The organism is Solirhodobacter olei (assembly GCF_004010155.1).
GTDB lineage: Bacteria > Pseudomonadota > Alphaproteobacteria > Rhodobacterales > Rhodobacteraceae > Solirhodobacter > Solirhodobacter olei.
The window spans coordinates 390810-410690 of record NZ_RRYH01000002.1 but is presented as its reverse complement, the minus strand read 5'-3'; the positions used below and the strand labels follow the sequence as shown (position 1 = coordinate 410690).

19 protein-coding genes are annotated in these 19881 nt (G+C 67.9%); 9 read left to right on the top strand and 10 right to left on the bottom strand.

Features of this window, described 5'->3' with window-relative positions; translation table 11 throughout:
* Window positions 1-19: 19 nt before the first annotated feature.
* The 5 genes from EIP85_RS01985 to EIP85_RS01965 all read right to left on the bottom strand — a co-directional run bounded on the left by EIP85_RS01985 (window position 20) and on the right by EIP85_RS01965 (window position 5953).
* Entirely contained in the window at window positions 20-1330 is a 1311-nt protein-coding gene (locus tag EIP85_RS01985; protein ID WP_127900451.1) for a pyruvate dehydrogenase complex dihydrolipoamide acetyltransferase, read from the bottom strand.
* A 10-nt stretch (window positions 1331-1340) separates the two neighbouring features.
* Window positions 1341-2711, bottom strand: a complete 1371-nt coding sequence (locus tag EIP85_RS01980) for a pyruvate dehydrogenase complex E1 component subunit beta (RefSeq protein ID WP_127900450.1) — start codon at window positions 2709-2711, stop codon at window positions 1341-1343.
* Window positions 2712-2722: 11 nt separating this feature from the next.
* Complete coding sequence (gene pdhA, locus EIP85_RS01975) at window positions 2723-3712, bottom strand: pyruvate dehydrogenase (acetyl-transferring) E1 component subunit alpha (RefSeq protein WP_127900449.1); 990 nt, start codon at window positions 3710-3712, stop codon at window positions 2723-2725.
* 139 nt (window positions 3713-3851) lie between these two features.
* Window positions 3852-5501: a Na/Pi cotransporter family protein gene (locus tag EIP85_RS01970; protein WP_127900448.1), complete on the bottom strand. Its 1650-nt coding sequence runs from the start codon at window positions 5499-5501 to the stop codon at window positions 3852-3854.
* Window positions 5502-5653: 152 nt separating this feature from the next.
* Window positions 5654-5953, bottom strand: a complete 300-nt coding sequence (locus tag EIP85_RS01965; RefSeq protein ID WP_127900447.1) for an FtsB family cell division protein — start codon at window positions 5951-5953, stop codon at window positions 5654-5656.
* 121 nt (window positions 5954-6074) lie between these two features.
* Between EIP85_RS01965 and EIP85_RS01960 the strand changes: the two genes are divergently transcribed.
* Window positions 6075-7709: an acyl-CoA dehydrogenase family protein gene (locus EIP85_RS01960; RefSeq protein WP_127900446.1), complete on the top strand. Its 1635-nt coding sequence runs from the start codon at window positions 6075-6077 to the stop codon at window positions 7707-7709.
* Window positions 7710-7750: 41 nt separating this feature from the next.
* Window positions 7751-8245, top strand: coding sequence for a heme-degrading domain-containing protein (locus EIP85_RS01955; RefSeq protein WP_127900445.1), 495 nt, complete (start codon window positions 7751-7753; stop codon window positions 8243-8245).
* Between the two features lie 233 nt (window positions 8246-8478).
* On the opposite strand, the gene EIP85_RS01950 is transcribed toward EIP85_RS01955, so the two are convergent.
* Window positions 8479-8913 (bottom strand): PPC domain-containing DNA-binding protein, encoded by a 435-nt coding sequence (locus EIP85_RS01950; protein ID WP_241559861.1) that lies wholly within the window; start codon window positions 8911-8913, stop codon window positions 8479-8481.
* On the bottom strand, window positions 8910-9839 hold the full coding sequence (locus EIP85_RS01945) for a class I fructose-bisphosphate aldolase (RefSeq protein WP_127900444.1): 930 nt from the start codon (window positions 9837-9839) through the stop codon (window positions 8910-8912). Before EIP85_RS01945 ends, EIP85_RS01950 begins: the two co-directional genes overlap by 4 nt.
* Before the next feature lie 122 nt (window positions 9840-9961).
* Here EIP85_RS01945 and EIP85_RS01940 point away from each other — a divergent pair, with 122 nt between their 5' ends.
* Together EIP85_RS01940 and EIP85_RS01935 are read left to right on the top strand one after the other, a co-directional pair.
* The gene (locus tag EIP85_RS01940; RefSeq protein ID WP_127900443.1) at window positions 9962-10708 is read left to right on the top strand and encodes an alpha/beta hydrolase; all 747 of its coding nucleotides are present in this window, start codon (window positions 9962-9964) and stop codon (window positions 10706-10708) included.
* Between the two features lie 86 nt (window positions 10709-10794).
* The gene (locus EIP85_RS01935; protein WP_127900442.1) at window positions 10795-11517 is read left to right on the top strand and encodes an alpha/beta fold hydrolase; all 723 of its coding nucleotides are present in this window, start codon (window positions 10795-10797) and stop codon (window positions 11515-11517) included.
* A gap of 214 nt (window positions 11518-11731) precedes the next feature.
* Here the strand turns inward: EIP85_RS01935 and phaZ are convergent, their stop codons facing one another.
* On the bottom strand, window positions 11732-13000 hold the full coding sequence (gene phaZ / locus EIP85_RS01930; RefSeq protein WP_127900441.1) for a polyhydroxyalkanoate depolymerase: 1269 nt from the start codon (window positions 12998-13000) through the stop codon (window positions 11732-11734).
* An 86-nt stretch (window positions 13001-13086) separates the two neighbouring features.
* Between phaZ and EIP85_RS01925 the strand changes: the two genes are divergently transcribed.
* The 3 genes from EIP85_RS01925 to phaR all read left to right on the top strand — a co-directional run bounded on the left by EIP85_RS01925 (window position 13087) and on the right by phaR (window position 16285).
* Window positions 13087-14883 (top strand): PHA/PHB synthase family protein, encoded by a 1797-nt coding sequence (locus EIP85_RS01925; RefSeq protein ID WP_127900440.1) that lies wholly within the window; start codon window positions 13087-13089, stop codon window positions 14881-14883.
* A 132-nt stretch (window positions 14884-15015) separates the two neighbouring features.
* Window positions 15016-15465 (top strand): Phasin, encoded by a 450-nt coding sequence (locus tag EIP85_RS01920; RefSeq protein ID WP_127900439.1) that lies wholly within the window; start codon window positions 15016-15018, stop codon window positions 15463-15465.
* A 268-nt stretch (window positions 15466-15733) separates the two neighbouring features.
* Complete coding sequence (gene phaR / locus EIP85_RS01915) at window positions 15734-16285, top strand: polyhydroxyalkanoate synthesis repressor PhaR (RefSeq protein WP_127900438.1); 552 nt, start codon at window positions 15734-15736, stop codon at window positions 16283-16285.
* A gap of 7 nt (window positions 16286-16292) precedes the next feature.
* Here the strand turns inward: phaR and EIP85_RS01910 are convergent, their stop codons facing one another.
* Both EIP85_RS01910 and EIP85_RS01905 read right to left on the bottom strand, forming a co-directional pair.
* Entirely contained in the window at window positions 16293-16661 is a 369-nt protein-coding gene (locus tag EIP85_RS01910; RefSeq protein WP_164871616.1) for a hypothetical protein, read from the bottom strand.
* A gap of 13 nt (window positions 16662-16674) precedes the next feature.
* The gene (locus EIP85_RS01905) at window positions 16675-18042 is read right to left on the bottom strand and encodes an aminotransferase (RefSeq protein ID WP_127900436.1); all 1368 of its coding nucleotides are present in this window, start codon (window positions 18040-18042) and stop codon (window positions 16675-16677) included.
* 206 nt (window positions 18043-18248) lie between these two features.
* Between EIP85_RS01905 and EIP85_RS01900 the strand changes: the two genes are divergently transcribed.
* Both EIP85_RS01900 and EIP85_RS01895 read left to right on the top strand, forming a co-directional pair.
* Window positions 18249-19214, top strand: a complete 966-nt coding sequence (locus tag EIP85_RS01900; RefSeq protein WP_127900435.1) for a LysR family transcriptional regulator — start codon at window positions 18249-18251, stop codon at window positions 19212-19214.
* Window positions 19215-19280: 66 nt separating this feature from the next.
* Window positions 19281-19868, top strand: a complete 588-nt coding sequence (locus EIP85_RS01895) for an ATP-dependent Clp protease proteolytic subunit (protein WP_127900434.1) — start codon at window positions 19281-19283, stop codon at window positions 19866-19868.
* Window positions 19869-19881: the final 13 nt, after the last annotated feature.

Below are 19881 nucleotides of genomic sequence, written 5' to 3'. Positions count from 1 at the left end.
TTTGTCCGGGGCGGCTGGCTCAGGCGAGCATCGCCATCGGGTTCTCGAGGTTCTCGACCACGGCCTTGAGAAACTGGGCCCCCAGCGCGCCGTCGATCACCCGGTGGTCGACCGAGAGCGTCATCGACATCACCGTCGCGGCCTTGATCGAGCCGTCCTCTGCCACCACCGGCTTCTTCACCCCGGCGCCAACGGCGAGGATCGCACCATGCGGCGGGTTGATGACGGCGTCGAAGTTGTCGATGCCGAACATGCCGAGGTTGGAGATCGCGAAGCTGCCGCCCTGATATTCGTGCGGGGCGAGCTTCTTCGTCTTGGCGCGGGTGGCGAGGTCCTTCATCTCGGCGGAAAGCGCGGAGATCGATTTCGATTGCGCGTCGCGTAGCACCGGGGTGAAGAGCCCGCCGTCGATCGCGACGGCCACCGCCACGTCCGAGGGCTTCAGCTTCAGGATTCGGTCTCCGGCCCAGACGGCATTGGCGTCCGGGACCTCCTGCAGCGCCAGCGCACAGGCCTTGATGATGAAGTCGTTCACCGAGAGCTTCACGCCGCGGCCGGAGAGCTTGTGGTTCAGCTCGGCGCGGAAGGCCAGAAGCGCGTCGATCTGAACCTCTCTCCGCAGGTAGAAATGCGGGATCGTCTGCTTGGCCTCGGTCAGGCGGCTGGCGATGGTCTTGCGCATGCCGTCGAGCATGACTTCCTCGAAGTCGCGATCGGCGTACATCTTCAGGACCGTTTCCGTCGCCATGCCCTTCTGCGCGGCTGCAGCGGCTGCCTGGGCAGGTGCCGCGGCGGCCGCCGGTGCCGCAGCAGCAGCCGGGGCGGCCTTGGCACCCTCGACATCGGCCTTCACGATCCGGCCATGCGGACCGGTACCCTTGATCTGGGTAAGGTCGAGACCCTTTTCCGCCGCGATCCGCCGCGCCAGTGGCGAGGCGAAAACACGGGCGCCGCCGGCCTTCGGGGCCGCAGGGGCAGGGGTGGCGGGTGCCTGGGGCGCAGCAGGCGCAGGGGCTGCCGCCGCAGGAGCGGGCGTGGCCTCGGCCTTCGGCGCGGCTTTCGGGGCCGAGATCTCGGCCGGGTCCTCGCCTTCCTCGACCAGCACCGCGATGGGCGTGTTCACCTTCACGCCCTCGGTCCCCTCGGCCACGAGGATCTTGCCGACGATACCTTCATCGACGGCCTCGAATTCCATCGTCGCCTTGTCGGTCTCGATCTCGGCGAGGATGTCGCCGGAGGAGACGGTATCGCCTTCCTTCACCAGCCATTTCGCCAGCGTGCCTTCCTCCATCGTGGGGGAGAGCGCGGGCATCAGGATTTCGGTCGCCATTCTCTCCTCCTCAGCGGTAGGTCACTTGATGGACGGCCTCGATCACCTCGGCGGTGGTCACCAGCGCGAGCTTCTCGAGATTTGCCGCATAGGGCATCGGCACGTCCTTGCCGGCGCAGTTGAGCACCGGCGCGTCGAGATAGTCGAAGGCGCGCGCCATGATCGTGGCCGAAAGGTGGTTGCCGATGGAACCCACCGGGAAGCCCTCCTCAACCGTCACGCAGCGGTTCGTCTTCATCACAGAGGCGAGCACCGTGTCATAGTCGATCGGGCGCAGAGTGCGCAGGTCGATGACCTCGGCGCTGATCCCGTCCTCGGCCAGCTTGTCGGCGGCCTCGAGGGCGTATTGCATGCCAATGCCGAAGCTGACGATGGTCACGTCCGTGCCCTCGCGCCACACCTTCGCCTTGCCGAAGGGAACGGTGAAATCCTCGATCTGAGGCACGTCGAAGCTGCGGCCGTAGAGGATCTCGTTCTCCAGGAAGATCACCGGGTTCGGATCGCGGATGGCCGATTTCAGCAGGCCTTTCGCATCGGCTGCCGAATACGGCATCGCAACCTTCAGGCCCGGGATCATCGAATACCAGGCCGCGTAGTCCTGGCTGTGCTGGGCGCCGACGCGGGCGGCAGCGCCGTTCGGGCCGCGGAAGACGATCGGGCAGCCCATCTGGCCGCCGGACATGTAGAGCGTCTTGGCCGCCGAGTTGATGATCTGGTCGATCGCCTGCATGGCGAAGTTGAAGGTCATGAACTCGACGATGGGCCTGAGCCCGCCGAAGGCCGCGCCGACGCCGATGCCGGCGAAGCCATGCTCGGTGATCGGCGTGTCGATCACGCGCTTGGCGCCGAACTCGTCCAGCAGGCCCTGGCTGATCTTGTAGGCGCCCTGGTATTCGGCCACCTCCTCGCCCATCAGGAAGACCTCCGGCGTGCGCCGCATCTCCTCGGCCATCGCCTCGCGGAGCGCCTCGCGCACCGTCATGGTCTTCATCTCCGTTCCCTCGGGCCAGTCGGGCGAGGCGTTGGAGACGGGGGCGGCGGGCGCAGGGGCCGCGGCGGTCGCAGGCACGGAGGCCTCTGCCTTCGGCGCCTCGGGCGCGGCGGCGGGGGCCGAGACCTTCACGTCATCGGCACTCTCGCCTTCCTCGACAAGCACCGCGATGGGCGTGTTCACCTTCACGCCCTCGGTGCCCTCGGTCACGAGGATCTTGCCGACGATACCTTCGTCGACGGCCTCGAATTCCATCGTCGCCTTGTCGGTCTCGATCTCGGCCAGGATCATGCCGGAGGTGACGGTGTCGCCCTCCTTCACCAGCCATTTCGCCAGCGTCCCCTCTTCCATCGTCGGGGACAGTGCGGGCATCAGGATTTCGGTCGCCATGTCTCTCCCCCTCAGGCGTAAATGTCGGTCCAGAGCTCGGCAACATCCGGCTCGGGGCTTTCCTTGGAGAATTCCGCGGCATCGTTCACCACCGCCTTGATCTCCTTGTCGATCGCCTTGAGATCGTCGTCGGAGGCATGACCGCCGGTGATCAGAAGATCGCGCACGTTCTCGATCGGGTCCTTCTCCTCGCGCATCTTCTGTACTTCCTCGCGGGTGCGGTATTTCGCGGGGTCGGACATCGAGTGGCCGCGGTAGCGGTAGGTCATCATCTCGAGGATGTAGGGGCCCTTCCCGGCACGGCAGTGCGCCACGGCCTTCTGGCCCGCGGCCTTCACCGCCAGCACGTCCATCCCGTCGACCTGCTCGCCGGTGATGCCGTAGGCGACGCCGCGCTCGAACAGCGTCTTCGACTTCGTCGAGCGCTTCACCGAGGTGCCCATCGCATACTGGTTGTTCTCGATCACGAAGACCACCGGCAGATCCCAGAGCTCGGCCATGTTGTAGGTCTCGTAGACCTGGCCCTGGTTGGCCGCGCCGTCGCCGAAATAGACGAAGGTGACGCGGTCGTCGCCCTTGTACTTGTCCGAGAAGGCGAGGCCGGCCCCGATCGGCACCTGAGCGCCGACGATGCCGTGCCCGCCGTAGAAGTGCCGCTCCTTCGAGAACATGTGCATGCTCCCGCCCTTGCCCTTGGAGTAGCCGTCCGTCCGGCCTGTCAGCTCCGCCATCACCCCCTTCGGGTCCATCCCGCAGGCGAGCATGTGGCCGTGGTCGCGGTAGGAGGTGACGCGCTTGTCACCCTCGTCCGCCGCGGCCTCGAGGCCGACGACGACCGCTTCCTGGCCGATGTAGAGGTGGCAGAACCCGCCGATCAGCCCCATGCCGTAGAGCTGGCCGGCCTTCTCCTCGAATCGCCGGATCAGCAGCATTTCGCGGTAGAAGCCGAGAAGTTCTTCCTTGGATGTATTGGATTTGGCCGCAGGCTTGCGCGTTGCCATGCCGGTGCCTCCCTTCGCCGATCGGATAGTTCAACGTTAAACTATCTATAGCGTATCGGTTTTTATTGGGCGAGAGCAAATTCGCCCATGGGGGGCGGCGCTCAGTGCATGGCTCGCGCCCCCCGCCAAAGGGCCGTTTTCAGCCCTCGGCTCCGGCCTTCAGACGGCTTTCGACCAGCATGCCTTCCTCGTCGAGGATCGGATAGGCGACCGAGAAAATATGCGCGTTCACCCGCTTGAGGTCGCGCAGCATATCGAGGTGCAGCGACGAGGTGTGCAGGCTCGCCGCGTGCCCGTCGCTCAGGCGGTCGAAGTGACGTTCCGCCGATTGCCGCTCCATGTGCCGGATCTGCACCTTGGCCTCCACCAGCTGCCGGGCGAGCTTGCGGTCGCGGCTCATGAAGATCGTCTGGGCGATCCGGATGTTGTCCAGCGTGCTGAGGAACAGCGCGTTCAGCTCGCGATAGCCTTCCTCCGAGAAGCGCAGCGCGAGGCCGATCTTCTTCTCCACCTCCGGCACCAGCCCCTTGTCGATGATGTCGCCGGCATGTTCGAGGTTGATGACGTAATCCAGGATCACGATCGCCCGTCGCCGGTCCACCTCCGACGCATCCGCGCCGAGGCGGGAGAGGTAGAGCTTCACCGCCTGCTGCAGCTTGTCGACCTCGTCCTCGATCCGGGCGACCTCGACCAGCGGCGCGGCCTCGTTGCGGCGGAACGCGGTGGCGGTCAGCGTCATCATCCGCTCCACCCGGTCGCCGATCGCCAGCGCCTCGCGGCTCGCGCCGACCAGCGCCACGGCGGGCTGCTCCAGCGCCTCCTCGTCCAGCCAGCGCGGGCCTTCCTCGCCCTCCGCCGCGGTATCGGGAAGGGCGCGGGAAAGCGCCTCGGTCAGGGGGGCGACGAAGGGCAGGGCAAGTGCTGCGAGGCCAAGGTTGAAGGCCAGATGCGCCTCCACCGGCAGGCTGCCCGCGCGCAGGCCCATGCCCTGCAGCCAGTCCCCGAAGATCCCGGCGAAGGGCAGGGCGACGATGCAGCCCGCCGCCCGCACGATCAGGTTGCCGATCGTCACCCGCCGCGCGGCGGGGGCGGAGCCGAGCGTCGCCAGCACCGGCGGGATCGCGCCGCCGAGATTGGCCCCCAGTACCAGCGCCACCGCCAGCGCCGGGCTCAGCTCGCCCGAAAGGTTCAGCGACAGGATCAGCATCACCACGGCGAGGGAGGAGGAGCAGAGCACCGCCAGCACCGCCGCCACCCCGAAGGCCACCGGCAGCGCCCCCCCCAGAAGCCCGAGGAACGCCCCCAGCGCCGGAGAATCCCGCATCGGCGCCGAGGCCTGCGTCAGCAGCACCAGCGCCAGCAGCATCAGCCCGACGCCGGTCAGCGCGCGCCCCACGCCCGCCGTCGCCGGCCGGCTCTGCCGGCGCAGGACGTAGCCCGCCAGGATCAGGAAGGGAGAGATCGCCTCGATGCCCGCCGCCACCACCCAGGCGGTCAGCGCGGTGCCGAGGTTGGCCCCCAGCATCACCACCTGCGCCCGGTTCCGGCGGATCATGTCGCGCTCGACGAATCCCGCCGTCATCAGCGCCGTCGCGGTGGAGGACTGCAGCCCCAGCGTCGCCACGAGGCCCGACAGGAAGGCCCGCGGCACCGTCCGCGTGCCCAGACCCAGCACCAGCTTCAGCCGCAGCCCGAAAGCCGCGGTGATGCCCTCCCGAACCTCCCGGAGGCCGAAGAGCAGCAGCGCCACCGCGCCGCCCAAACCGATAAGGACCGCTATAGAGCCCACCCGAACCTCCGTCGCCGGGGTCAAGCCCCGCCGATCTGTCATAATTCTGTCACATTTCCTCTTGGCGCTCGCGGAAGTCAACCGCTCCCGGCCGGGAAGCGCCGCTTCGTGACCCGGGAAAGGGGCGGTTTCAGCCTGGCGGATCTTCCGGACTAGCGGATGACGATCTCGTCCGGCCGCATCAGGCCCAGCACGTCACGGGCCTGCTGGCCGAGCAGGTCGAGGTCGAGGTACTTGTCCGACAGCCGCCGCGTCTTGTTCTTCAGCGCCGCGAGCTGGGCCTGCAGCGCGTCGCGCTGGGTCTTGAGGTCCTTCGCCTCGGCCTCCACCTGGATCCGGCGGAACAGCCCGTAATCGCCCTGAACGGCCGCGAAGGTGAAATACACCCCTGCCATGAACGCCAGTGCGAAATACATCAGGGCGCCGATCGGGGGTCGCTTCTTGCTGGTCATGCTCTGCCTCGTTCCGGCCTCTTGCGGGTCGGTAGGGGGAGTCTCGCACAGCCGATTCGCTTTGTGAATCCCCTTCGCGCAAATTTCCCGTAAATTATAGGGGATTTGAGGGAGTCCGCCGATGCTGCCACCGCAATCCCGCCTCTCCGGCCACGAGGTGCTGAACCAGCCCGACCCGCGGGGCGATGCCGATCTCTGGGCCGCCGATCCGGCGCTCTCCGCCGCGGTCGGGGCCCTTGGCGGTGACGCGCGCCATCTGGCCGCCCGGGGCCGCGCGCTCGGCACGGCGGAACTGCGCGCGGCGGGGAGGGAGGCGATGCGCGTGCCGCCCGACCTGCGCCTGTTCGACGCCGGCGGACGGCGGCTTGACGAGGTCGCCTTTCACCCCGCCTATCACCGGCTGATGTCCGAAGGCCTGTCCGCCGGCTACGCCGCGCTGCCCTGGACGGGTGCCGCAGGCGGCCATGTCAGCCATGCCGCGCTGGTCTATCTCCACAGCCAGGTGGAGCCCGGCACCTGCTGCCCGATGACGATGACCTATGCCGCGGTCCCGGCCCTTGCCGCCGATCCGGCGCTCGCTGAGGTCTGGCGCCCCAAGCTCATCTCCCGCCGCTACGACCCTGCCGTCGCTCCCCTGGCAGGGAAGGAGGGCGCCACCCTGGGCATGGCAATGACGGAGAAGCAGGGCGGCTCCGACGTCCGTGCCAACGCGACCCGCGCCGAACCCGCCGATGGCGCCTGGCGGCTCACCGGCCACAAGTGGTTCTGCTCCGCGCCGATGTCCGACGGCTTCCTGACCCTTGCGCAGGCCCCCGGCGGGCTGACCTGCTTCCTCGTCCCGCGCTGGCTGGAGAGCGAACGCAACGCGATCCGCCTGATGCGGCTGAAGGACAAGCTCGGCAACCGCGCCAATGCCTCTGCCGAGATCGAATACGACCGGGCGCTGGCCTATCGGCTGGGCGAGGAGGGGCAGGGGGTGCGGACGATCATCGAGATGGTCCACCACACCCGCCTCGACACTGCCATGGCGCCGGCGGGCCTGATGCGGGCCGCACTGACCGAGGCGCATCACTGGGCCAGCCATCGCACCGCCTTCCAGCGTCGGCTGATCGACCAGCCGCTGATGGCCGCCGTCCTCGCCGATCTCGCGCTCGATTGGGAAGGCGCGACGGCCCTCGGCCTGCGCGTCGCGGCGGCCTTCGACGATCCCGCGCCCGGGGCCCGCGCCTTCGCCCGTCTCGCCGTGGCGCTGGCGAAATACCTGTCGAACAAGCTCTGCCCGCTGGTCGCGGTGGAGGCGATGGAGGTCATGGGCGGCATGGGCTACGTCGAGGATACCGCCATGCCCTGGCTCTACCGCGAGGCGCCGCTGAACGGCATCTGGGAGGGGTCGGGCAATGTCATCTGCCTCGACATCCTGCGCACGGTGGCGAAGGAACCCGCCGCCGTGGCCGCCGTCGACGCAGAGCTTGACGCCGCGAAGGGCGCCGACCGCCGCTACGACGCGGCCCTTGCCGCCCACCGCGCCCGCTGGCCCGGCCCCCCGGCCGAGGCGGAGGCACGCTGGTTCGCCGAAAGCCTCGCCACGCTGCTGACCGCGGCCACGCTGATCCGCCTTGCCCCCGCCGCCGTGGCCGACGGCTACGCCGCGACGCGCCTCGCCCGCGAGGGCGGCCGCACCCCCGGCAGCACGATGGGCCTAGACACCCGGGCGCTGCTCGCGCGCCTCGGCCCCTCGACCGCCGGGCTCGGCTGAGGCATGGTGCCGCCCGAACCCTCCCCGACCAGGATCTCGCCATGAGCCTCGAAAACGACATCGCCGCCATCGCCGCGCAGGAAGCGGCCCTCACCTTCGAGAGCTTCGACGAGGACACGGCCTTTGCCCTCGGCTGCCTGATCCGGGACGAGGCCGCCCGCCGTGCCACCCCCTGCGCGATCGACATCCGCACCGCGGCGCGGCCGCTTTTCGCGGCCACCATGCCCGGCACCGCGCCCGACAATGCCGAATGGATCCGCCGCAAGTCGAACCTCGTGCTGCGCACCCACCGCTCCTCCTACGGCTTCGGGCGGGACCTGGAGGCCAAGGGCAGGGCGCTCGGCGGCGACAGCGGCCTCGCGCCGGCCGAATACGCGTCGCATGGCGGCGGCTTCCCGATCCGGGTACGCGGCACCGGGGTCGTGGCCTGCCTCACCGTTTCCGGCCTGCCGCAGCGCGAGGATCACCGGCTGGCGGTCTGGGGCATCTGCACCATCCTGGGGCTCGACCCCGCCAGCCACGACCTGCCGGCCTGAGCCGCCAACGAAACCCCCGGCCCGAAACAGCGGGCGCAGCCCGCCGGGCCAGCGCCCGTCCGCCCGGACGGATGGGCGCTTCTGGTGAGACGGCAATCGGTCGCGGCGAAGGGGGCGATGAAACCATAAACGGACAGATCCGCCGAGCAGCAAGCGCCCACCCGCGGACGGGCGCTGGCCCTTTTTCACCGCGTAGGGTGCGCATTCATTGCGCACCGTACCCCGCGACCGCCTCAGGCCCGCCCGAAGAACAGCTCCGAATACCCCGTCCGCGCATCCGCCTCGCGCCGGAACTCCACGCCCGAGGCCAGCCCCAGCACCACCTCCGCCGTGGTTCGCACCGGCGAGCCCTCCAGCAGATGGCCGCCCGTCACCGCGCCCTCGGCATCGGCGACGGTCAGGTGCAGATGCGGCCCCTCGGTGCTGAAGCTGCCCGAGAGCGAGACGATCTCCAGCGGCCCCGGCACGGCACTTCCGCCCTCGCGCCCGGCAAAGCGCAGATGCGCCAGATCGAGGCTCCCGGCGCAGGCGGCGACGAACCCCGCCGCCTCCGGCTCGGCCGCGAAAGCGGCCTGAAGCGCCCCCCGCAGGTCCTCGCCCGGCAAGAGGCGCAGCGCCAGGAAGCGCATCGCCCCGCCGGGCCAGGTGGCGGAGAGCGCCCCGCTCACGCCTTGCCCTTGTAGATGTCGACGAGCTTGCCGAGCATCTCCAGCGCCTCCGCACGCGGCCTCTGGAACGAGTTCCGCCCGATGATGGAGCCGTTCCCTCCGCCGTCCCGGATCGCCCGCGCGTCGTCATAGACCGAATCCGCGCCCTTCTTGGCCCCGCCGGAGAAGATCACGATCCGCCGCCCGTTGAAGGCCGCCTGCATGCAATGCGCCACGCGCTTCGCCTGGGTCGAGACGTCGATCTGCTGCGCCTCGTAGACCTTCTTCGCCTCCGGCAGCATCAGGTGATCGGTGGAAAGCTTGATCTTGATGACATGCGCACCCAGAAGCGCCGCGATCTGCGCCGCATAGGCCGCCACGTCGATCGCCGTCTCGCCGTCCTTGGTCACGCCTTCGCCGCGCGGATAGGACCAGATGACCGTCGCCACGCCCTTCGCCGCCGCCTCCTCGCGCATGGCCGAGATCTCCTCGTACATGCCGAGCTGCGCGTCCGAGCCGGGATAGATGGTGAAGCCGATGGCGGCGCAGCCGAGCCGCAGCGCGTCGTCGACCGAGCCGGTGATCGCCTGGTTCTTGCCCGCCGTCTCGCTCATCAGCGAATTGGCGGAGTTCACCTTCAGGATCGTCGGGATCTGGCCGGCGTAGGTATCCGCCCCGGCCTCGATCATCCCCAGGGGCGCGGCATAGGCGTTGAGCCCCGCGTCGATGGCCAGCTGGTAGTGGTAATGCGGGTCATAGGCCGCCGGGTTCGCCGCGAAGCTGCGCGCGGGGCCATGTTCGAAGCCCTGGTCGACGGGCAGGATGATCATCTTGCCGGTGCCGGCAAGCTTGCCGTTCATCAGCATCCGGCAGAGGTTCGCCTTCACGCCGGGCGTCTCGCCCTCGTAATGGCTCAGGATCTTCTGGACGGTCCGGGTCGCTCTCATTTCCGTTCCTCGTGTTGCGGTGGGCCGCAGCCGGTTTATGAAGCGGAAGGCGGGCTGGCAAGCGTGATGCGCGCAGATGCGCGGGCCGGCGCCGCGGCTTATGGAAGCGAGTGGAGGACAGCATGGACCATCTTGAAACGCCCCAGGGCCGCCGGATCGCCTATCGTCAAAGGGCGGGGCAGGGGCCGGGCGTGGTCTTTCTCGGCGGCTTCAAGTCCGACATGGAGGGCACCAAGGCCGCCCATCTCGACGCCTTCGCCGCGCGCACCGGCCGCGCCTTCCTGCGCTTCGACTATTCCGGCCACGGCTCCTCCTCCGGCGCGTTCGAGGAAGGCGCCATCGGCGACTGGGCCGAGGATGCCGCCGCCGCGATCTCGGCCCTGACCGAGGGGCCGCAGGTCCTCGTCGGCTCCTCCATGGGTGGCTGGATCTCGCTTCTGACCGCCCGCGCGATGCCAGACCGCGTGGCGGGCCTCGTCGGCGTCGCCGCAGCCCCCGATTTCACCGAGGATTCGATGTGGGCCGGCTTTTCGGAGGAGGAGCGCGCAACGCTCCTGCGCGACGGCCGCCTCGCGCTGCCCTCCGACTATTCGGAGGAACCCTACGTCATCACCCGCCGCCTGATCGAGGAGGGCCGCGACCGGCTGGTCCTGCGTCAGCCGCTCGCCTTGCCCTTCCCGGTCCGCCTCCTGCAGGGCACGGCCGATACCGATGTGCCGGTCTCCGTCGCGCTCAGGCTTCTTGACCACGCCGAGGGGGCGGACATCCGCCTGACACTGGTCAAGGGCGCCGATCACCGCTTTTCGACCCCGGACTGCCTTTCGCTGATCGAGCGCGCGATAGAGGAGGTCCTCGCCCGCGCGGGTTGAGCAACGCCCCGCTGTAATTGCTTCCCATGGCTTGATTTTTGCCGCTCCGGCCCGGAGAGTTCCCGAAAACCTCCGAGGGGAAGTGGATGGCCGAGCCGCTGGTGCTGATACCGGGAATGATGTGCGACGCCCGGGTGTTCTGGCACCAGATGATCGCGCTTTCCTCCGAGCGCCCGGTGATGGTGGCGTCGCCCCTCGAGGGCGCCACGATCGAGGAGATGGCCGCCGCGATCCTGCCCGCGCTGCCCGAACGCTTCGCGCTGGCGGGGCAGGGCATGGGCGGCAATGTCGCGCTGGAAATCCTGCGCCGCGCGCCGGAGCGGGTGACCCGCATCGCGCTGATCGCGCTCTCGGTGCAGGCAGAGACCCCCCAGGCCGCCGCCGCCCGCGAAGAGCGCATCATCGGCGCCCAGGTCGGCCGGCTGGCCGAGATGGTCGCCCAGGACCTGCCGTCAGAGCTGCTGGCCGAGGGGCCGGGGCGGCCGGACGTCGTGGCGATGATCCGCGACATGGCGCTGACGCTGGGCGAGGGGGTCTACGTCCGCCAGTGCCGTGCGATGCAGCGCCGGCCCGATCAGCAGAAGGGGCTGCGGACGGCGATGCTGCCGGCGGTGGTGATCGGCGGCAGCGCCGACCCGTCGACGCCGCTCCGCCGGCACGAATTCGTGGCCGAGATGTTGCCCTACGGCCGTCTGGTGGCGATCGAGGGCGCGGGCCACCTGCCAAGCGTCGAACAGCCCGAGGCCGTCACCGCCGCCATCGACGACTGGCTCGCCGCGCCGCTCTACCTGCGTGTGACGAAGCGGTAGGGTCGACTGGCTCGAAGCTGGGCCCGCCAACGTTCGTCCCGCGCAAAGCTCGAACTCAGGCGGTCCCTGGCCACCATAAATGGCGATGCCCGCCAGCCTCGACGCGCCACCCCGCGGGCAGGCGCTCGCCCTGCTCAGGCCCTTCCATGTGAATTCGCCGCCCGCGTAGGGTGCGCATTCATTGCGCACCACACCCAGCGCCGCATCCCGCCGCTCAGGCCGAAACCACGCTCAGCGACCGCGGCGGCTGGTTGCCGCCATGGCTGTCGATGAACTCCAGCACCAGCGGCCGGATGTTCTGCCGCCAGGACTTGCCGGCGAAGATGCCGTAATGGCCCGCGCCGGGCTCCAGATGGCTCGCCTTCTTCTCATCCGGCAGCCCGGTGCAGAGATCGAGCGCCGCCACGCATTGCCCCGGGGCCGAGATGTCGTCATTCGCGCCCTCGACCGTCTTCACCGCAACCTGGGTGATCTTGCCGATATCGACGCGCTTGCCGGCCACGACGAACTCGTTCTTCGCCACCTCGCGGTTCTTGAAGATCCGCTCGACCGTCGACAGGTAGAACTCCGCCGTCATGTCCATCACGGAAAGGTATTCGTCGTAGAAGCGGTTGTGCGCGTCGTGGTCGGACGCCTCGCCCTTGGCCGAGCGGATGACCTGGTCGAAGAAGGCCTGCGCATGCCGGTCCGCGTTCATCGAGATGAACGAGGCGAGCTGCATCAGCCCGGGATAGACCAGCCGCCCCGCACCGCGGTACTTGAAGCCCACCCGCTGGATCGCGAGATGCTCGAGCTGCCCCATGGTGATGGCGCGGCCGAAGTCGGTCACCTCGGTCGGCGCCGCGTCCGGGTCGATCGGCCCGCCGATCAGCGTCAGCGTGCGCGGCTGTGCCTTCGGCTCCTCCTCCGCCAGATAGGCGGTGGCGGCAAGCGTCAGCGGCGCCGGCTGGCAGACCGCGATCACGTTGGTGTCGGGCCCCAGGAAGCGCATGAACTCGACGAGGTAGAGCGTGTAATCCTCGACATCGAACTTGCCGTCGGAGACCGGAATGTCGCGGGCGTTTCGCCAATCCGTCACGTAGACTTCGCAATCCGGCAGGAGGCTCACCACGGTTGACCGCAGGAGAGTCGCGTGATGGCCCGACATCGGCGCAACCAGCAGGATCCGCCGCGACTTCGGCCGCCGGCCATGGACCTTGAAATGGATCAGGTCGCCGAAGGGCCGCTCCACCAGCGTCTCGACCGAGACGACGGCATCGCGCCCGTCCTCGCCGGTCATCGTGGTGATGCCCCAGTCGGGCTTGATCACCATCCGCGCGAAGCTGCGCTCGGTGATCCGGCCCCAGGCGGAGAGCGTCTTGAAGAACGGATGCGGCACCATGCCCCAGACAGGGTAGGAGGCGAAGGCCCGCGCCGAGGCGCCCAGCCATTCATTGGTGTTCCGGGCGGCCTCCATGAGGTCGTAGGTGGCCATGTTCTTCACGTCGTATCCTTTCGGGCGAGTCCCAATTCGTCGCTTTACCCCCCGATGGGCGACGTTATGCTGATAAATAGAGAGGATTTGTTAGCATGACAACTGAGCAAGACGTCGTAGAGGCCAAGCTCGACAGGCTGAACGCAAATCTCGCCAAGATGGAGGAGCTCTCGCAGCGCCTTGTCGCCGCGATGGCCCAGAAGCGCGCGATTGATCCCAGCCTCCAGGCCCCGGGGCAGGATTTCTACATGAAAGCCGCCACCGCCTATTTCGCCGAGATGATGCAGAACCCCGGCACCATCCTCGAGGCCCAGGTCGCCTACTGGGGCAAGGCGCTGAAGCATTACGTCGAGGCCCAGCAGATGTTCGCCCAGGGCAAGCTGGAGCCGCCGGAGGATCGCGGCCCGAAGGACCGCCGCTTCTCCAACCCGCTCTGGGACACGCATCCCTATTTCAACTTCGTCAAGCAGCAGTACCTCTTCAGCGTCGAGGCGATGGAGGCCGCGATCGCCGGCATGACCCATCTCGACGCGCGCGAGAAGAAGCGGGTGGATTACTTCGCCCGCCAGATCATCGACATGATGGCCCCGACGAACTTCCTCGCGCTGAACCCCGATGCCCTGGAACGCGCGGTGGAGACGGACGGCGCCTCGCTGGTGCAGGGGCTGGAAAACCTCGTGCGGGACCTCGAGGTCAATCGCGGCGACCTTCTGGTGACGCTTGCCGACAAGGATGCCTTCAAGGTGGGCGAGAACCTCGGCACCACGCCCGGCGCGGTGGTCTACCGCAACCGGATGATGGAGCTGATCCAGTACGCGCCGACCACCGAGACCGTCCACAAGACCCCGCTGATCATCTTCCCGCCCTGGATCAACAAGTTCTACATCCTCGACCTGAAGCCGCAGAACAGCCTGATCAAGTGGATCGTCGACCAGGGCTTCACCCTCTTCGTGGTAAGCTGGAAGAACCCCGACCCCTCCTACCGCGACACCGGCTTGGACGACTACATCCGCGAGGGTTACCTGACGGCGATGGAGGAGGTGCGCAGGATCTGCGACGTCCCGAAGGTCAATGTCGTGGGCTACTGCATCGCCGGCACCACCCTCTCGCTCACCCTCGGTTACATGAAGAAGAAAAAGCTCGACTGGGTGAAGTCGGCCACCTTCTTCACCACGCTCACGGATTTCTCGGATCAGGGCGAGGTGGGGGTGTTCCTCGACGACGATTTCGTCGACGGGATCGAGCGCGAGGTGACCGAAAGCGGCATCCTCGACAGTTTCTTCATGTCGCGCACCTTCTCCTTCCTGCGCTCGAACGACCTGATCTACCAGCCGGCAATCAAGAGCTACATGATGGGCGAGGCGCCGCCGGCCTTCGATCTGCTCTACTGGAACGGCGACGGCACCAACCTTCCGGCCCGCATGGCGGTGGAATACCTCCGCGGCCTCTGCCAGCGCGACGAACTGGCCAAGGGCACGTTCCAGGTGATGGGCCAGAAGGTCTCGCTGAAGGACATCACAGTGCCGCTCTGCGCCATCGCCTGCGAGACCGATCACATCGCCGCCTGGCGGTCGAGCTTCAACGGCATCCGGCAGATGGGGGCGAAGGACAAGAGCTTTATCCTCTCCGGGTCCGGCCATATAGCGGGCATCGTCAACCCGCCGACCAAGGTGAAATACGGCCATTACGTGAACCCCGGCGCCGAGCTCACCGATCCCGACAGCTGGCGCGAGGGGGCGGAGGCCTGCCCCGGCTCCTGGTGGCCGCATTGGGGCGGCTGGCTCACGCGGCAGTCGGGGGCGAAGGTTCCCCCGCGTCAACCGGGCGATTCGGATCACAGGATCCTCGCGCGGGCGCCCGGTACCTATGTCTCCGAAGAGCCAAGCGGCTGATTCCAAATACTCTCCCGCTGCAACCCAGCGTTTTGCTGCACTGCAGCATTTAGGGTTGAATTTCTGCACTGCAGCATGTATATCCTTCTGCAGAAGCAGGGCGCACGGCCCGGCAGAAGCTGGAGAGACGAGATGGCCAAGACCCAAGATTTCACCAAGATCATGCAGGACATGATGCAGTCGTTCCCGGTTGACGCGAAAGCGTTCCAGGGTGCGTTCAAGACCCAGGCCGCCCTGGGCGAGAAGATGACCAAGGTTGCGCTCGAAGCCGCCGAGAAATCGACCGAGATTTCCTCGAAGTGGACCAAGGACGCGCTCGGCAAGTTCGGCGACATGGCGAAAGCCAAGGAAGAGCCGGCCGAGTACTCCAAGGCGCTGAGCGACTTCGCCTCTGCCACCGCCGAGATGGCTGCCGAGAACCTCGCCGCCTACGCCGAAGTGGCCAAGAAGGTGCAGATGGAAACCGTCGAGCTGATGCTCGCCGCTGGCAAGGACATGTCGGAAGACGCGACCGCCGCGGTGAAGAAGGCGACCGCCGACGTGACCACGGCTGCCAAGAAGGCCGCCACCGCCGCGAAATAATCGCGCGAAACAAGCGCGCCGCGTCGACACCTCCCCGTCGCAGGCGCCAGGGGGCGGGCCGCAAGGTCCGCTCCTTTTTCGTTTGGACGCGCATCGCCCCGTAGGGTGCGCATTCATTGCGCACCTTGCGATGCGCTTCCCCCGGCCCGTCCCCGGCCCGAGCGAGCGCAGCTCGCCGGACCCGCTGGTTTTCTTTTGTTGTCTTTTCTGCACGGGCTCGTAAGCTCGCCGCAGTGCAACAATAAAACTCGATCCGGGGGGATGACCGATGGCCGAAACGGAAAAGCCGCTGCTGATCAAGCGCTATGCAAGCCGTCGGCTCTACAACACCGAAACCTCCGACTACGTGACGCTGGAGGATATCGCCGCCTTCATCCGCGCCGGTCGCGAGGTGCAGATCATCGACCTCAAGTCCGGCGACGACCTGACCCGGCAATACCTTCTGCAGATCATCGCCGAGCATGAGAGCAAGGGCGAAAGCGTCCTGCCGATCAACGTGCTGACCGATCTCGTGCGCAGCTACACCACCCAGGCGCAGAGCGTGGTGCCCGAGTTCCTCGCCATGTCCTTCGAGATGCTGCGCGACGGCCAGTCGAAGATGATGGAGAACATCGCCTCCATGCCGAACCCGATGGCCTCCATGCCCGGGTTCGAGGCGATGCAGCGCCAGCAGCAGGCCTTCATGCGCTCGATGATGTCGGGCTGGAGCGGGCAAGGCACCGGGCCGGGGGAAGAGGGCGAGGCCGCCAGCAGCCCCGAGGACCTCGCCGAGATCAAGAAGCAGCTCGCCGAGCTGCAGGCGAAGCTTTCCAAGCTCTGAGTCGCGTTCACGGCGCGGCGCGTCTCCTGGCAAGAAGCGCCGCGCCGACGGCTCCCGCTCCATAAAAGAGCACCTCGATCACCAGGCTCGGCACCGTGTGCCAGTCGTGCCGTTGCGTGACCTCGCTGTAGACCATGTAGGCAAGCGCCGGCAGAGGTATCACAGCCAGGACCGCGCCCCGATACGGCCGGGCCGGGCCGAGGCTGGCCCAGGCGATCGCACCATAGGCGGCCCAGAACACGAAAATCACCGGGATGGAGACGTACGGCGGGGCGTAGAGGACTGCGAACATGACCGGGAAGGCGAGGATGCCCCAGATCAGATAGCCCGCCATAAGCGCCAGCATCAGCGCCCCGCGCACGGCCCATTTCACCACCGCCGGCCTTATCTCACGCCACCTCGGCGAACACCTTCTTCAGCGCGCTTTCCAGCTTGCCGAACATCTCGTCCATCTGCGCTTCCGTCAGGATGAACGGCGGGCAGAGCACGATGGCCTGGCCCAGCGGGCGGCAGATCAGCCCGGCGTCGGTGCAGGCGTTGGCGATGCGTTCCGAGACCGAGAGCGAGGCGTCGAACGGCGTCTTCGTCGCCTTGTCCTTCACCGCCTCCAGCGCGCCCATCAGACCCTTGCCGCGCCATTCGCCGATGTTGGGGTTCTCGGCCAGCCGCTTCATCCCGGCCTCGAAAAGCGGCGTCAGCGTCCGCACGTTCTCGGCCAGCCCCTCGTTCATCACCACGTCGATCGCCTTCAGCGCGATGGCGCAGCCCACCGGGTGGCCCGAGGCGGTGAAGCCATGCGGGAACTCCTCGATCGCTTCCGCGGCCGCCTGCACCCGCGCCGCAAGGTCGTCGCCCAGGATCACCGCGCCCATCGGGAAATACCCGGCCGTCAGCACCTTGGAGGAGATGATCGCATCCGGCACGAAGTCGTAGGTCTCGCAGCCCCAGGTGTTTCCGGTGCGCCCGAAGCCGCAGATCACCTCGTCGGAAATCAGCGGGATGCCGTATTTCTTCAGGATCGGCTGGATCGCCTGGAAATAGCCCTTGGACGGCGGGATCACGCCGCCCGCGCCCATGACCGGCTCGGCGAAGAAGCCCGCGATCGTGTCCGGGCCCTCCATGATGATCGTGGCCTCCAGTTCCTTCGCCATCCGGGCGGTGAACTGCTCCTCTGTCTCGCCGTCCTTACCAAAGCGCCAGTAATGCGGGCAGCCGACATGGATGAAGCCCGGCAGCGGCAGCCCGAAGACCGAATTGTAGGGCTTGCCGGTCATCGAGGCCGAGACCGCCGTCACCCCGTGATAGCTGTTGACCCGGGTGATGATCTTGCGCCGCTGCGGATTGCCCTCGGCCCCGTTCAGGAACCACAGGATCTTTACCATCGTGTCGTTCGCCTCGGAGCCGGAGTTGGTGTAGAACACCTTGCCGCTCTCGAAGGGCGAGACCTCGATCAGCTTCTCCGAGAGCATGACGGTCTGGTCGGACATGCGCCCGAAGAAGGCGTGATAGGCCGGGAAGCGATCGTATTGCGCCTTGGCGGCGGCGATCAGCCCGGGATGGTCGAAGCCCGCCACCATGTTCCACAGGCCCGAGTTCGCGTCGAGGTAGCGGCGGTTGTGGACGTCGACGACATAGGGTCCCTCGCCATGGGTGATCACCACCGCGCCGCGGTCATGGATGGTCGGCAGGTCGGTGAACCCGTAGAGCGAATAACGGTCGGCCCGGGATTCCCAGGAGTTCGGGGCATCGTCGCGCATCATGGCAGTCCTTCTGATCGGATATGGCGGCAGGCTATCGCCGCCGCCGGGGCAGTGCAACGGGGCGCGCACCTGCCCGCCAGGCTGCCCGGGAACGCGGGCGAACTGCCGGCCCTTTGCCGCTCCGGCGGGCAATCCGCCGGGTCCCATCTGCGCCATTGATCGTTCCCCGCCCCCCGGCTAGCGTCTGCGCGGCGGAGGGACGCATGGCCGAGGCTCAGGGACGGATCACATTATGGGGCGTGGAGGTCTTCCTCGCCGCGGCAGAGGAGCGTTCGGTTTCCGCCGCCGCCCGCCGCCTCGGCGCCTCGGTCTCCGGCGTCTCCCAGCAGCTCCAGGCGCTGGAACTGGCGCTCGGGGTGACGCTGATGGACCGCTCCGCCCGCCCGATGCGCCTGACGCCCGCGGGAGAGATGTTCCGCCGCCGCGCCCAGCTCATCGCCAACGAGGCAGAACAGGCCCGCGCCGAACTCGCGGCGGGGGATCTTGCCGGGCTCACGCTCCTCCGCCTCGGCATGGTCGAGGATTTCGACAGCGACGTGACCCCGCGCCTGCTGACCGCCATGGCCGCCGATCTCGCCCATTGCCAGTTCCTGCTGGAGACGGGGGCCAGCCACCGCCTGCTGGAACAGCTCGACACCCGTGCGCTCGACATGGTCGTGGCCGCCGACATGGGCGCGCCCGCGGACTGGATGGAGGTCCACCCGCTCTTGTCCGAGCCGTTCATCGTCGCCGCCCCCCGCGGCCTCGTCGACCCGGGCGGGGACGTGCTGGCCCAGCTCCGCGCGCTGCCGCTGATCCTCTACACCCAGCGCCACCACATGGGCCGCCAGATCGCCGCCCACCTCGCCCGCCAGGAGCTGAAGCTCGCCCACCGCTTCGAACTCGACAGCTACCACGCCATCATGGCCATGGTGGCCGAGGGCGCGGGCTGGACCATCCTGACCCCGCTTGGCTTCCTCCACGCCCAGCGGTTCCGCGACCGGGCGGACGTGCTGCCCCTGCCGGTGGCGCCGCTGGCGCGGACGATCTCGCTCAGCGCGCGCCGCGGCGGGCTGATGGGCATGCCCGAGCAGGTCGCGGGCCGGCTGCGTCCCCTGCTGCAGGAGCTCGTCGTCGCGCCCGCCACGGCCCGGATGCCCTGGATCGAGGGCGCCTTGCGCGTCCTCTGACGCGCGCGCCCTCTGGACACCCCCGGCGGGACGCCTAAGTTGGGCGCGAAGCACCAGGAGATCCCGATGGCCGACAAGCCCGAAGACGACAAGACCGAGAACGAGGATCTGGGCCGCAAGGCCGAGGCCCTGTTCTTCAAGAGCCGCACCGTGATCATCACCGGCGAGATCAACGACAAGCTCGCCCAGCGCGCCACCACCCAGCTCCTCGCGCTGGCCGAGGCGGGCGACGATCCGATCAACGTCTATATCTCCTCGCCCGGCGGCCACGTGGAATCGGGGGACATGGTGCATGACATCATCTCCTTCATCCGCCCGACCGTGCGCGTCATCGGCTCCGGCTGGGTGGCCAGCGCCGGCGCGCTGATCTTCGTCGGCGCCAAGCGCGAGAACCGCTACTGCCTGCCGAACACCCGCTTCCTGCTGCACGATCCCTCGGGCGGCATCGGCGGCACGGTGACCGACATGATGATCCAGGCCGAGCAGATCCGCATCATGCGCGAGCGCCTGCACCAGATCTTCGCCGAGGCCACCGGCAAGACGGCCGAGAAGGTCGCCGCCGACATGCACCGCGACTTCTGGCTGACCGCGCAGGAGGCGATCGACTACGGCCTCTGCGGCAAGCTGATCCGCTCCGTCGACGAGCTGAAATAAGGGCAGGGGGCGC